Here is a 15,573-nt window from a genome sequence, read left to right on the forward strand (position 1 = left end):
ACCGTAAGCGTCAAATGTATGTACTGCCCACCAGATACCGTTAGCACCATAAGTTGCATTAATCTGAGTTCCGTTTGGTAATATAAATAGTAATTTACCATCCCAAGTAATATTTTTTGGAACATTGGTTTTTGCAGTGATATTCACAGTCTTGTTGTTGGTTGCAAGTGAAGTTACATTCACATAATACTTGCCGACAGGTATTATTACTGTTATTGATCTGTTGACCGGTTGGAATTCAGCATATTCAGTATCAAAAATAGCATAATAAGAACCGACTCGCAAATTTGGAATCCATCCTTCACCGCTTAAACAGCTGTAATTGCCAACCCAACTATTATTGCCTTTAAAGTATACACTTATTGAGATATTACCATTAGGTACTGGAATGCTGCTGTTTGTTTTTAAGTCAAATGTTAATTTCTCATTTGTGCCGTAAAAAGTTGTGAAATTATCAACATTCAATGTAGGTGGAAGAATACGTGTAGGGATAATTGTATCTGAATCTGTTTTAAGAATACATGTATCAAAAGTAACATCACTCACAAATAGGCCAAAAATAGCACCGCCATTATTAGCAGAATTATTAGTAAATTTACAAATTAACACAATACCATAACCGATTCTGATAGCACCACCATCTCCAGTTACAGTGTTATCCGTAAAATTACAATTTGTCACACTACCCTCATTTTCAAACATAACTGCACCACCTTCATCAGTTGCCTTGTTGTTAATAAAATTACAATTTGTCACACTACCCGTATTGAAGTAAACCCCACCACCAGACCTTGCACGGTTATCAGTAAAATTACAATTTTCAACAGAACCAGACCTCATTAAGATAGCACCACCATCTAGTATAGCAGAGTTATTAACAAAAGTACAATTTGTCACCTCACCAGTACCATTAAAGTAAACAGCACCACAATGATACATAGCAGTATTGTTAGTAAAATTACAATTTGACACAGTACCATCATTATAGAAGTAAACTGCACCACCACCATCATAATGGCCAGTTCCAGTTGCTTTGTTGTTAATAAAATTACAATTTGACACACTACCCTTATCATAGAAGTAAACTGCACCACCATGGGTTGCATTGTTGCCAGCAAAAGTACAATTTGTCACAGTACCAGTACTATAGAAGTAAACTGCACCACCATCTCCAGTTGCAGAGTTATTAACAAAAGTACAATTTGCCACAGTACCAGTATTCAAGAAGTAAACTGCACCACCCTTACTAGAAGCAGAGTCATTAACAAAATTACAATTTGTCACAGCACCTGTACTACCAAACCTAATTGCACCACCTTGAGATGTTGCGGTGTTGCCAGTAAAATTACAATTTGACACAGTACCGGAATACATCCTTATAGCACCACCATTGTTTGCAGTGTTGCCAGTAAAATTACAATTTGTCACATTACCAGTACCAGATAAGTAAACTGCACCTCCATAATAGGTTGCAGAGTTGTCAGTAAAATTACAATTTGACACAGTACCTGAAGTAGCTGAACTACTAAAGTAAATTGCTCCTCCATCACCATTATAATTAGCATTTATAATGGTTAAGTTTTTAATTGTTACACCGGAAGCACTTACATAAAATGTACGGATGTTTGATCCTGCCATGTCAATGACTGCGCCGTTACCATTGATAACACCTGGAGTGTTAATTTCAATTGTGTCACCATCGCCATCATTATAACGATAATGGCTTTTTGTTAAGTTTCCACCAGAATTTATATCATTACGTAAGTCAGAATATGATCCTTCACCACTGGTGAGTATTTCAGCATCCTCTGTTTGTGTCAGCATATTGTCATTTTCATTTGTTTGTATTTCATCTTCAGTTAATGTTAATTCCATTTGATTATCTTCTTGGGTTGCTATTGTTGTTTCGTTCACATCACTAGCACATACGCTTGCCACACCGAATATGAAGATGGCAAGCACCAGCAGTATCATGGTTTTCTTGTATTTCATGGTACCGTTTCTCCTTATTATTCTAATATATTTTTTCAAGAATTTTGTTTTATTCTAAACAAACAATCTAAAAGACGATTTTTCCAGTTAAAACATTCAATTCTTGATATTGAGTCTATAAACTGATATTTATATATATTGAGTCTATAAACTGATATTTATATAGCTATCTATTTATTATCAATTAATGCATAAAATACCTTATAACTTGTATTAAGCTAACACTTTAATTATTTAATTTAAATGTTGTCAATACTAATACATACCACAATAAGATATTCCAACCCCCTTGCATATATATCGAGGTCGCAAATCAAAATTCATTTTCCAAAACCTTGCCGTTAAAGTTAAAGTTGAATCAATTAAATTAAACATGGAAAATTTACTTTTGATTAAAACATTAACTCATTTCATTATTTGGAAGGGTAATGAAAATAGGGAAGACGAATCTGAAAAAAAATAAAAAGAGAGAAATAAGGAATTAAAATCCTTATTTAAATTATTCCAAGTTTGCGAGCAGTCTTTTCATCAACCTTACCAGTTACCTTAAGACCTTTGTCTTTCTGGAATTCCTTTACGGATCTCTCAGTGCAACCTTTGAACTTACCATCTACTTTCAAGTAATAGCCTTGATAAGTTAAATAGTAACCTTTATCTTTAAGTGCTTGCTGGATTTCCTTAACAGTTGCCTTATCCTTGCTTCCTTTGGACACTGTCTTGAAGGTGACAATAACTTTTATTTTTGCTTTTTTAGATACTTTATTAAAGTATTTGTTTCCTTTGTATGTTATTGTGGCCTTGAAGGTTCCTTTCTTGTTTAGGTTAGTAATCTTGAAGGTAGCCTTACCTTTACTGTTAGTAGTGGCTTTGTAGGTTTTACCTTTGACTTTTAGGGTGACTTTAGCCTTCTTGATTGCCTTTCCAGTGTTGTCCTTTAAAACAATTGTGTATTTTTTGGTTTTAGGAGTTGTCTTATAGGTTTTCTTTTTAGCAGTCAATTTAGGAGTGGCCTTCTTAACAGTAACCTTAATGTCGTTAGTTGACTTGTCATAGTTGGTATCGCCGTTGAATGTTACCTTAGCAGTGTATGCTTTAGGAGCAAGTCCTTTGGTTGATACCTTGACCTGTCCGTTCTTGTCTGTAGTGTATGTTTTGGCACCGTTTAAATCAACAGTTACTTTAACACCGCTTAAAGCTTTGCCAGTAATGTCTTTCAATGTAATAACCAAATCCTTGTTAACATTATAGGCAGTAGTTATTGCATTGCCTGTTAATTCAGTTTTAAGTTTATTAACAGTTATTGTAGCGTTCTTAGTTATGTTATTGTGATTCTTATCAGCTATTGCAGTTACAGTTAAGGTATAGGTTCCTGCATCTAAACCGGAAACTGTAATGTTGGTACCATTCACTTTAACAACAGCTTTAGGTTGGCCAACTACATTAGCGTTAACGCCATCTGCACCAGTGACAGAAACAATAATGGAACCTGAACTGCCATAATCAAATACGATATCACTGACTGTTAATGTGGAATTGACTTTATTGACAGTGATGTTGAATTCTTTAGTTACAGGATTATAATCATCATTAGGTATTGTTGTTACAGTTAAATTGTAGGTTCCTGCATCTAAAACAGGAAATTGAATAGTATAATTATTAACCTAAACTATTTTAAATCGGATGGTGATAATATGTTTAAATTATATGGTTTCTTAACAAAAACTAGATAAGAATTAAATTAATCAAGTTTTAAAAAATAAGATAATGTCCTATTGCAGAGAAAAATCCCTGCAATATCCTATATTAGACATTAATCATAAAACATTTCGTCTTAATAGAGGTTTACTTAAAAATAAATCCCTTGTATAATTCTATTATTGAATAACATATATAAACTTAAATATTCCTGTCTAAAAATAACATTACATCCCCTTATTCTCCATTTAGAACAACATATCATTTCAAACTCAAAACTAATGTGGCATTACCTGAGCCTAAAACCTCTTTAAGCTGATTGGAATCAATATTTTCTATTTTGCCCAATTTTGTATAGCTCCATGAATGTGAACCATAAAAGAGAGATATTTGATTTCCCTGATACAACACTATATCTCCAGGAGAAGTATTGATATTTTCATCAGTTGTTGGAAGTGATAAACCCAAATCACCAACTTTTTCAAAGCCCCCATATTCTGTTGCATTAACAGTGATGTTTCCTTTCTCCAATTCCTTAACCAGTTCCTGTGTTGCAGAATTATTCTCCAACTTCACATCAAATGCCACATCATTAATCTTTATTTTAATCATGCCGCCCATACTTTCATCTCCGCTAACTGCAGTGCAAGTTATTAAACTTAAAATAATTACAAGAATAATGCTTTTATACATCATATTTTCACCGATCATAATTCAAGAATATTTACATATGATTTTTTAATGAAATCAATTTCCTCATCCGTGTAAAAATCTCCTTCATGAGTATCCAATGAGAAAATAATTAATTCATAGAACACCTTATTTAATTTTCTTCCTTTTGAAGTTAAAACATATTCAGTTTCATGATTTTTAACATTTTTCTCAATTAAATCATTGTTTTCCATGGATTTAAGGCATCTTGTAAGGGATTTATTGTCCAGGTTTGGACGATTTTCCTGAAATTGTGTGAAATGTTTTTTTCCTAAAAACAGGTCTTTTAATATGTAAAATGTCCATTTGTTACTTATAGATTTAATGGCTTCGCCCACAACATTTCTTTCAAACTGATTCCCATACAATTTATCTTTTAAAACCATGAACATAATTTATTAGTCATGCCTTTAATATTTTTAGTGGCAAAAATGTCACAATAACTATTTTATTATGAAAAAATATAACAAGTATATTGATTAAACCCTATAGGACCCCAATTGTTCAAAACCAACACAATGCCGAAAAACACATCATATGCAACAGCGAAAGGTAAACTCAACCATATGGTCTAAAATATAAAAAATTTGAATGCCGAGGTTTTTTGATGTTTGAAAATATAAGACGAGATTATCTAAAAGTTTTATTTATCTTTTTAATTGCAAGTTCTATTTTTGCAACCTCGCAATCAATCGTTACAACAGCTTTAGTGCCCATAATGGAAGATTTTCATGTCACTTCAATCATAGCGCAATGGGCATATTCAATATTTCTGCTCACATTAGGAGTTGTCATTCCTCTTAATGCATTCATTTCTCGAAGATTTAAAGCCAGAACTGTTTATCTGTTCAGTGTGGTCACTTTTATACTGGGGTCATTATTGTGTTGCTTTTCCTGGAGTATCATTAGCCTAATTATGGGTAGGATTTTACAGGCTATTGCCTATGGAATTATAATGCCTTATACACAAATACTTCTTTTAAAAATAACTCCCGAAGACCAATGGCAAATGTTTATGGGAATTTATGGAATTTCGATTGCATTCACTCCAGTGCTGGGAATGATACTGGGAGGATATATAATTGATCTCTACGGTTGGAAAAACATATTTTCAGTATTCATAATATTGTCATTTATGACATTGATTTTAGGATTATTATTTGTTAAAATAGACTTCGGCTGTGAAGACTATCCTTTAGACATTTTCTCTGCAATTTTATCATTTATAGGTTGTTTTGGCGTGATTTTCGGATTTACAAATATTTCACAGTATTCTCTGATGAGCATTTATGTACTGATGCCGATTATTACCGGTGCAATTTGCCTAATCCTATTTTTCAAAAGGCAAAATAAACTTGAAAAACCATTGATTAACATGAATATTCTTAAAAATAGATATTTTGCAATAGGAATACTGGTTTTGGTAATCGGGTATTTCATGTACAACGGATGTACAGCACTGATTCCAATTTTTGTTCAGGGAATTGCAGGCCATGATGCAATAACAACCTCCCTAATTGTTTTTCCGGGAGGAGTTGCATTAATCATATTCAATTTTGTCGGACCACTTCTGGCAACCCGATTCAGCATAAAAACTCCAATTATCCTCGGTTGTGCCGGATTGATGATTGGCCACATATTCATGATATTTTTTACCAGAGATTCATCAGTTATTTTTCTTGCCGCCTCACAATTCATTCGTTACGTAGGTTTTGGGTTGTTGTATATTCCAATTTCAACTTGGGCAATATCAATGGTTTCAAACAATAGTGAAGATGCATCTACAGTCTATAATACCTCACGGGAAATTGCAGGTTCAATCGGCTCTTCCGTTCTTGTTGTAATCACTTCCGCATTGGCTGGTGGAGAAGTTGGACAAAATTTAGTTTCAGAGGTTGCATTTAGCCAAACTTCATTGATATTGGTTGTTTTAACTGCAGCAATATTTATCATATCAATAATTTTCATTAAAGAGAAAGAAGACATTAATTAAATTATTGGCAAGTACCCTCACTAAATAATTCCAAGAATATTTAGTGTTCTTATTTATTTTTAATTAATTAAATTATTATGACATATAAACTGATATTTATAATCCTATTGATTTGACAGTACCAAATGAATAATTAATTAATAATCTGGTTGATGATTAAGATATTTTTTGGTTGATGATTAATTTTTTTAAATTCCTTAAATTACTTATTTTATGATTTAAAGCATTTTAATTGAAAATAAAAAAATAGTGTTGGTTGATGATTAAGGTTGATGATTAATGTTTTAATGAAAAAATTTATCTTAAATTATATCCTGTATTTCTACCTTTTCCTGTGCTTTTAATTAATTCTTTATTTTTTAATTTTCTAATAATTTTATAACTGGCTTGAGGGGAAATGTTTAACATCTCTTGAATATCCTTATTTTGAATGTGCTTTTTTTCTTCAAGAAGAGTCAATACAGAAATTTCATTTGGGGTTAATTCAATAGTATTGTTATATTTTGATGTAATTTGATCTAACTTCAATACTTCAGATTTAACTTTATCAATTGAATATAGCACACCTTGACAGAAATATTCCAACCAATTTGTTAAATCATGGTTTTTATCGGCACTTTTTAGCGCATCAACATAAGCTTGCCTATCTTGATTGTAATATTCATCCAAGGTGAAGTAGTTATCAATATTAAACTTATGGATTGACAATATTAATGTTGCCATAAGTCGGCTGGTACGTCCGTTTCCATCAACAAATGGATGTATGCGTACTAATTCATAATGAAGAATTCCTGCGATAATGACAGGATACATTTCATCTGTTGAATTGTTTAACCAATCCAATAGCTCATCTATCAAACCAGGTACTTTATAAGCATCCGGAGGAATATAATTTATTTTTTTAGTGTGTAGATTGCCAATGAATACACGAGTGTCCCTGAATTTACCTTCATATTCTGGATTTTTTAATAAGTCTTTAGTGAGATCTTTATGAACAGATAAAATTGTGTTTTTAGTAATGATTTTATCAGAATATTTATTTAAATTGTTCAATACATTGAAATAATTCAATACCTCTTGTTCTGCTTTTGTTGTTGGTTTTTGATTGTTATTGATTAATGTTTTTACTTCTTCCAAGTTTAAAGGATTTCCTTCTATTGATGTTGAATAATGTGAAGACTTAATTAGAGCATCCTGTTTCAATTTAGTGTCATATAATGGGATAATTTTTGCATTGCTAATAATTTCTTTAGCCGAAGCGATTTGTGCAATATACTTTACAATTTTATCGGTATACTTAAACTGAGGCTCAAACATGTTATCAACTTATTTTTCTTAATTATTATAATTATATGTGGTTGATGATTAAGTATTTTTTGGTTGATGATTAATTTTTTTAAATTCTTTAAAATACTTATTTTATGATTTAAAGAGTTTTAATAAAAAATAAAAAAATGGTTTCGGTTGATGATTAAGGTTGATGATTATGACTCAAAGTCATATAAACTGAAATTTATCACCAATCATATTTAATATATGTGAAAAGCATCCTCATTGTCGAAAAAGCCACCTGAAAAATCACCACATATAGTTTATTTTAAATTGATTATTAAACTTGATTGTTAAGATAAAGTTTAACAGATTAGTTATTTTTTAAATTAATAATTAAAATTAGTTTAAACTAAATTTAGAACTCATAACAAAGGTTTATATATAATCAAAGGACTAATAATAATTTAATGATTATTATAGGAGGACATTATAATGACCACCTCAAAACCGATACAGATAATCCTGAACGAACACAAGACAAATTCGCCGATGATTGACATTGACATCATCAAGAGTCCCATGAAATATGAAATCCTGGAGCTTTTAAGGCACGACCCCATGAACTTTGAGGAAATCGTTGAAAACACGTCAAAGTCAAAGGCAAGCATCTCCATGCACCTCCGGGACCTGAGAAAGGAGGGCATCGTAAACTACAAACCTCATCCGGACGACAACCGAAGGAAAATATTTTATCTGAGCGCAGATTTTCTGGGCTCAATCGATACAAAAAAGGCAAAGACCGTCAAAAGGAACCAGACAAAACTTCTGATAGACGAGTTCATCGAAAAGGGCGACATCGAATACGTAATACTTGCAACCCAAACCTTCAAGTCCATACTTATGGAGCTTGGAATGGACATATCGCCGGTGCTTCAAAAGGTCGGCAACCATATCGGAAAATACCTCTTCAGCCAGCTTAAAAACGAAGATCTTGAAACATTCACCAAAAACATCTCCAGGTATTGGCTCAAAAACAATCTGGGAGAGCTCTCATTCACCATAGGCCACAGAATTGAAATCACATGCGTGGACTGCTTTGAATCCTGCGGCCTGCCGAAATCCGGAAAGCCATCATGCCATTTGGAAAAGGGAATGTTTGAAACCCTCTTCAGCATGTTCTTTGACCTTGAATTGAGAATTGACGAAATCATGTGCTACTCGATGGGTGATAAAAAGTGCGTTTATCAAATCCAGCCATGACCGTTTAGTTCAGCCTTAACAATTAAGGAATCAATCCCCTTTTTAAGGCAATATCTCCAATATATGGTCTGATAAGATTTGAAATCTTGTCTATAATAAATTTAACCCAAACGTTCCGGATCCCATATTGTTTAGAGCTTTGGGATTCATTAAAAATGCCGGAAAGAATGAACTGTCTTATGCCGGGCTTTTGAGTTTTTGGGATTCGAAAACCTCGATTCCTCCCACAGGACCAAGGGCTTTGAGGGTTGAGCGTTCAATGTTGTAATGACAACAAAAGCTCCACCGACAATACAGCAATGAACGGCACCACCACGATACGAACGATACCTCTGAGATGTCCTCAAAAACAATGATGGCAACAAGATGAAAATATTACCCACCCCCATCGGGACATCAAAAGTTAGGATTTGCCTGATTCGGAAAAAACCTCTCAAAAATGAAAAAATCGGCATAAGACAGCCCGGCAGTACGGTGGACGCCCCCATTAACCTTAATATGCGTGGTCTATGCATATTATATGCAAATTCGTTAAAACGCAATCTCAAATAGGAAAATAGCTTCATGCTATTTTCTTATTTTGAAAAATCTAATTTTAAAAATAAGAAATCGAATTTAACGATTATTTAAAATCCTGCCCTGAAGACAGGATTTTCCAATCGCTCAATACCTATATTGCAGGAAACCTGCAACATACCGATTAGGCATTGAAAAACTAATCTTTTCCAATGGAATTAAAAAAATCCAATAAAGAATTTTTAAAATTCTAGTATTATTATGACTAAAATGACATATAAAGTTTTTTGATTTTAAAAAAAATGTAGGATGTATGCTTACAATCCAAATGGAATCCAACAATGGCCCGGCAAAGCCATTTAATAAAATTAAAAATAAATAAAAATAAGGGAAAATACGAAAATTAAATAATTATCGCATACCCTTAAAAAAGTATTATTTTTCATCCTTTCTTCTTATTAGTGCCTGACCGATTAAAATCAGACAAACAATCAATATTGCCAGCGGATTACCAGTGGCTTTTGAATCGATTGATTTTGATGATTCAGGATGTTTTTCCTCATATATGGACGAGGTAGCCTGACCACTGTCTTCATCTGTCGGAGTATAGACAATTAAACCCTCACCTGGAGTTTCAGGTTCAGGAATATCGGTTTCATTGTCAGTACTATTAAACACATCAGTATTGTTTGTGTTGTTAACAACTTCTGTAGTGTTGGTTGCGTTGACTGTATCATTACTGAAACCAGCAACAACAGTGTTTGTGAAGTTTCCGACCTTTGTTGTATTGAAACTCACTATCAGACTTGCTGACTCGCCAACAGCCAATACATGGTCCAGGTAGTAGGCATGCTTGGAATCAGTCAAAGCGTGAGTCCAGTTACCAGTACCGTTTTTAAAACCATTATAAATCAATCCACTGCCATATTCATCTTCAATGACGTAAACGCTTTCCAAATCAACATTTCCGGTATTTGTCACTATTATTTCAAAGAGTGTCAACTCACCAATGTTAACTGTCCTGTTTAATGATATTTTAACCACATTAATATCCGGTTTGATGACTTCCACATTATCTGATGAATTACCCAACTTGTAGTCGTTGCAGTATAATGTAACATTGTTTTCAAGAATTCCTGCCTTGTTTGCCTTGAATTTGAAGAAAATTGTCACATTTTCACCAGCCTTTAAATCATCAATCAAATACCATGTCTTATTATCATCACTACGCCATGACCTTGAACTTTCATGACCAATGAAGACCAATCCACTATCATAACTTTCAACAATGCTTATATTAGCCAGTGCATAATCGTTCCTGTTGGATACGGTAATGTTGAATGAAACCTCATCACCAAAACCAACAACATCATTATTGGCGGTTTTATTGATTCCGGCATCTATCAATTCATATGCATATGAGAGCTTATTATGCTTTTGGGACAATGTTAAAAGTGTAGTGTAGTTGAACACCTTAACAGTGCCGTTTTCAAGAACCACATAATCTCCACTTACACCCCGATTGTACTTGGATATTACATCCTGTACGATAGGATTGTCTGAATTCATATAATCCTTGTCTGTGAACTCCCAAATCAATTCGTTCAGGTTTTCCTCTTCATGATAATATGCTATGAGTATTTTAACATACCCTGAGACATCTTCACGACTAATTGTGTTCTGTACCAGGAACAAGTCCTTGAGGTAGTAGTTGTTCATACTGTCCAATGGTCCGTACTGATTGTACCTGTAGAATGGGGTGTAGATTACAGGCTCGGGAAGACCTGTAAATTCAAAGTCATTTTCATATTTATCATTGTTCATTTCAACACAGTAACCATCGATGAAGGCTTCCGCCTTTTCAACCAGTTCAAATAATGACAATACATCATTGTTTACCGGTGCAGCTCCCAATAAGTCCGGCTTGGTGTTTGAAAATATGACATCCTCAACATAGACTATGTTTCCAAACTTCGCCCTGTTATCCTTGAATTCATTACCGTATAGGTTAGAATATAATGTGAATATGGATGCCGCCAGATTTGCCTGATTGTTTGTGAAAGTGTTTTCACTGATTACAGCGTTTTCAACTGACAATGCACCACCATACCCTGCAACATTATCATTGAACTTGTTGTTGGCAATTATCAATGTGTTGTTCTGTACAGATGCTACAGCACCGCCACCGTAGAGTGCAGCATTTTTAATGAATTCTGAATCCCTGATTTTGAGGATTTTATTGGATGACGCGTTATTGTGAACATAAAAATACTCATCCACATATACCGCCCCTCCGGTTGCCGCATTATTGCCTGTGAAGATGGTTTTTGTGATTTCACCACCCATACAGGTGATTGCTCCACCTGAAACCAGTGCATTATTGTCCTTGAACAATGTATTATCCACTTTAATGTCTCTGAATTTTAAAACACTATCTACCAATGCAATATCTCCACCATAGTAGTAATAATCATAAGGATATGCCGGCTTAACATACTGATAGTTTTCATTGAATATTGCTCCACCATAGGTGGCATTGTTGCCTATGAACTCACAGCCAGTGATGCCGACTCGTCCAGGAGCATATATTGCACCTCCCTGTTCAGCGGAATTGTTGATGAACTTGGAATTGATTGCATACACATCAAATACTGAACTGATTGCCCCTCCAAGGCTTGCATTATTGTTTATGAAGTTACAATTCACAACTGTTGCATTCCTAAATTTGTGACGAGTATACATTTTCTGGAAATCCAATTCAATAATCCAATCACCCGGATAGAATATCACGCCATTTGATCCGATATCACATGACAGAGCACCATTCTTGTTGTCAGTGAAGTTGGAATCATGGACAGTAATATGTGGCGCTATCACAGTAGTGTCTTGATTGTCATGGAATAGTGAATCATTGATTGTGACATAAGATAGTGGGAAACAAGTAAAGTAGCCCATATATCCGTATGCATTAATTGAGATTCCCTTGTTTTTAATGAATCGTGAGTCTTCAACGGTAACATTGACGAAACATTCATTAATACAATTCTCATTTTCTATAAAATCACAATTGTTTATGGAAATTACTTCATTAACATAATCCAGGGCAATATAATAATAAGATTGATACGGGAAGTATCCTAAAACTATATTTTCCGCAGAATTTTTGCGGAACACAGTATTGTTAAAAGATATCATCTTATATTTTTCAAACAATGATTTACCAGTGTTGTTTTCAAATACACACATATCCACTGTCACGTTTGAATTTACAAGGAAATTCTTGAAGTTAACAAATTCCAAATTACTCAATGTTATGTTATACCCGTTCATGTTGAGGAACTGTTTTCCTTCACCGTTTATCACAACATCACCTAAACCACTGATTTTAAGGTTTCTTGAAATGCTGAATGAATTGCCGGTGTAGTTTCCAGGGTAAATGATGATTTCCGGAACTGTACCTACTCTTGAAATCATGTCCATTGCATGTTCAATTGTTTTGAACGGCTCGTACTGTGAACCCTCATCCTCATCACTACCATCATTTGAAACATAGAACGGTCCCCTATATCCCGCTTTTTCAAAATCAGCTATACCGATTTCCACATCACCAGAGGCGGTTGGAGTGTATGAACCTGAGAATACGTATTTTCCAGGATGGTCTGCCATGAAAAAGAATTTACCGTCTTTCAGACTATGGGTTACACTATACTCGTCATTCACATTGACAAATACGGAATGTATCAAAACTGTATTGTTATTGTCATCGAATGCATCCACATTGATATAAGCTGATGATTTAAACGCCACGGTTTTATTATCCAAGAACCTTAAGTTTAACCTGTCAGTGTTATTCATCAAATGAATGTAATCATCCTTATTTGATAATTTATTGCCGGTCAATTTCAGATTAATGGCATATATTATTTCACCCAAACTGTTAGCGTGAGTGAAATTATTATTCTTCAATATAAGGTATTCATCTTTGAGGTCACATTGAATGTCCTTGACATCGTTGATGAAAATTGAATTTTCAATAGTTGAGTCCGGATTAGATATGACTTCATAGTAATAGGTTTGTTTGTCCAATGTAATGACCGCACCATTATATCCAGTATTGTTGATAAACTCACAGTTTTTGACATTAATTGGAGTGGCTGAAATCGCTCCAGGATTCCTGTAGAATTTTGAATCAGTTACGGTTGTAAGAACAGTTGCATAATTACCAGACCTTACCGGAACCACTTTATTGTCTATGAAACTGGAATTGTAAATATATAATTTTCCACGTGAGTTATACACAGACACCCCCATATTATTTATGAATTGACAATTGTTAATATTGGTAGTACCAGAATACACTGAAATACAACTTTGTGAATTCTTTTGAAATATACAATTGTTAAGAGTACTGGAATATGCGCTTAAATACAATACCTCACCACGGCCTAAACTATTGGTGAAATTACAATAGTTCATGGTTAATTTATATGATCCAGTATATCTCAGGGATGCAGTATTATTAAAACTGCAATAATCAACATTGACATTTCCACCCTTAAAATCAAACAGCTTGTTACAGTTCAAAAATGTAATGTTTTTGAAACTGATGTCGAAATAGGAAATCTGATAATAGTTTGGACGGATTTGTGTTCTCAGCTGGTTTGCAATGAAACAGTTATGATCATCACCGTTGATTGTATAACCGTTACCGTTGATAGTAATACGTTTAAAAATAGTTAAGTTACCTGATTCGCCTGTGAAATGAGTATAATTTTTTTCCAGTTTCAGTTCCCCTCCACTTGGCGTTTCATCGATTAATCGCTGAAGCTCAGTGAAGTTTCCCTCACCTGAAGTTAAAATTTCCTCATCTGAGCGAGTTATGTCTGATGTTACTCGCGTTGAATCATCCACATCAACGCTTATTGTTTCTGTTTGGTTTTCCTGTGCCGAAACCACATTCAGGCATATGAATATTAATAGTATTGATGCAATAATTATTTTTCCTTTCATTCTTTTCACCTCCTTTGTATACTAGTTGATATAATATTTAGAATTAATAGTATATATATAACCTATGTTATTACTAATAATTATATAGAAAATTTAAAATAAATTAATCAATTCGATAAAAAAAAATTTTTAAATGAATGAACTGATACCATTAATGAAAAATATATAAAAATCAGAAATTAAATTAGAAAAAATAACCTGAACTGATTATAAAATAAGAAAATATTTTCTTGAAAATTTCATTTTTTAAATTTAAAAAAAATAGAAAAATAACATGAAATTAGCACTGAAATTAAGAATTTTTAATAATTGTTAAAATTTCAGACATGCAAATTTTAAATATCTAAATATATAAACATTGAAACAAGGGGATATCATGAATAGAAACATCATAATACTCGCAATAATCGTCATCCTTGTTGCAATTGTGGGAGTCTTTGCACTTACACAGATGCAGAGCGGTGATGAAGGTATGCTTAATACCCAAATAAAGTTTTTAAGCCAAGAGACAATAAAAAACGGACAGGCAGTTGAATTTGAACTGAACGACGAAAAAGGACAACATCTTGCAAACCAGAACGTTACAATAATATTTACCGAAAACGGTGAAAACCAGACATATTCCATAATCACAGACACCTACGGTAAAGGATCACTTGTCATGAACAACGAGGAACCTGGAAGCTATGACGTTGAGGTGCGCTACAACGGAAGTGCAAAATACCATCCAACAAGCGCAAAGACCACAATAACCATAGAGGGCGAGGAGACACAAACTGAAGAATCCGATACCCAAGCACCTACATCAACCAATTCCAGCGCAGGAACTTCCCTTTACAACGGAAACTCCTCATCATCATCAGACAACCTGCACTACGACAGCCAATACAATTTCTACTATGACGACAATGGAATAATTCGTGGCGGTCAAAGCGATGGAATGTCTGCTGAATATGTCAAAAACGCATATGAGTCCGGAAACATGATTGATGCAGATGGAAACCTTCAATAATCCATCTTTTTTCTTTTTTTGAGGGCGACTCAAAATTAATTATTTTTTAAAAATTTTTTTGCATTAATTTTTATTATTTTCAGGTATTTTGTTTGTTGTTTTGGTGTATGAG

At 33.6% G+C, this 15,573-nt stretch carries 10 protein-coding genes; 3 read left to right on the plus strand and 7 right to left on the minus strand.

Annotation, left to right across the window (positions count from 1 at the left end; all coding sequences use genetic code 11):
- The 4 genes from QZV03_RS10495 to QZV03_RS10510 all read right to left on the minus strand — a co-directional run.
- Positions 1 to 1,992, minus strand: a 1,992-nt coding sequence (locus QZV03_RS10495) for a right-handed parallel beta-helix repeat-containing protein (protein ID WP_296876590.1), incomplete at its 3' end; no start/stop codon positions are given.
- A gap of 494 nt (positions 1,993 to 2,486) precedes the next feature.
- Positions 2,487 to 3,401 carry a peptidoglycan-binding protein gene (locus QZV03_RS10500; RefSeq protein WP_296876592.1) on the minus strand — a complete coding sequence of 305 codons (915 nt, stop codon included), beginning with the start codon at positions 3,399 to 3,401 and terminating at the stop codon, positions 2,487 to 2,489.
- Between the two features lie 547 nt (positions 3,402 to 3,948).
- Entirely contained in the window at positions 3,949 to 4,383 is a 435-nt protein-coding gene (locus QZV03_RS10505; protein ID WP_294999063.1) for a cyclophilin-like fold protein, read from the minus strand.
- Between the two features lie 11 nt (positions 4,384 to 4,394).
- A complete protein-coding gene (locus QZV03_RS10510) occupies positions 4,395 to 4,784 on the minus strand; it encodes a helix-turn-helix domain-containing protein (protein ID WP_296876594.1) in 390 nt (129 codons plus the stop codon).
- Positions 4,785 to 5,005: 221 nt separating this feature from the next.
- Between QZV03_RS10510 and QZV03_RS10515 the strand changes: the two genes are divergently transcribed.
- Positions 5,006 to 6,391, plus strand: a complete 1,386-nt coding sequence (locus tag QZV03_RS10515) for an MFS transporter (RefSeq protein ID WP_296876596.1) — start codon at positions 5,006 to 5,008, stop codon at positions 6,389 to 6,391.
- 297 nt (positions 6,392 to 6,688) lie between these two features.
- Here QZV03_RS10515 and QZV03_RS10520 read toward each other — a convergent pair whose 3' ends face one another.
- Positions 6,689 to 7,708 carry a Fic family protein gene (locus QZV03_RS10520; protein ID WP_296876598.1) on the minus strand — a complete coding sequence of 340 codons (1,020 nt, stop codon included), beginning with the start codon at positions 7,706 to 7,708 and terminating at the stop codon, positions 6,689 to 6,691.
- Between the two features lie 447 nt (positions 7,709 to 8,155).
- Here QZV03_RS10520 and QZV03_RS10525 point away from each other — a divergent pair, with 447 nt between their 5' ends.
- Positions 8,156 to 8,923, plus strand: coding sequence for a V4R domain-containing protein (locus QZV03_RS10525; RefSeq protein WP_296876600.1), 768 nt, complete (start codon positions 8,156 to 8,158; stop codon positions 8,921 to 8,923).
- 177 nt (positions 8,924 to 9,100) lie between these two features.
- Here QZV03_RS10525 and QZV03_RS10530 read toward each other — a convergent pair whose 3' ends face one another.
- Together QZV03_RS10530 and QZV03_RS10535 are read right to left on the minus strand one after the other, a co-directional pair.
- On the minus strand, positions 9,101 to 9,223 hold the full coding sequence (locus QZV03_RS10530) for a hypothetical protein (protein WP_296876604.1): 123 nt from the start codon (positions 9,221 to 9,223) through the stop codon (positions 9,101 to 9,103).
- 651 nt (positions 9,224 to 9,874) lie between these two features.
- Positions 9,875 to 14,449 (minus strand): hypothetical protein, encoded by a 4,575-nt coding sequence (locus QZV03_RS10535; protein ID WP_296876606.1) that lies wholly within the window; start codon positions 14,447 to 14,449, stop codon positions 9,875 to 9,877.
- Between the two features lie 376 nt (positions 14,450 to 14,825).
- Between QZV03_RS10535 and QZV03_RS10540 the strand changes: the two genes are divergently transcribed.
- Positions 14,826 to 15,461, plus strand: coding sequence for an Ig-like domain-containing protein (locus QZV03_RS10540; protein ID WP_296876608.1), 636 nt, complete (start codon positions 14,826 to 14,828; stop codon positions 15,459 to 15,461).
- Positions 15,462 to 15,573 lie beyond the last annotated feature (112 nt).

It is taken from the genome of uncultured Methanobrevibacter sp., from assembly GCF_902788255.1.
Taxonomy (GTDB): Archaea; Methanobacteriota; Methanobacteria; order Methanobacteriales; family Methanobacteriaceae; genus Methanocatella.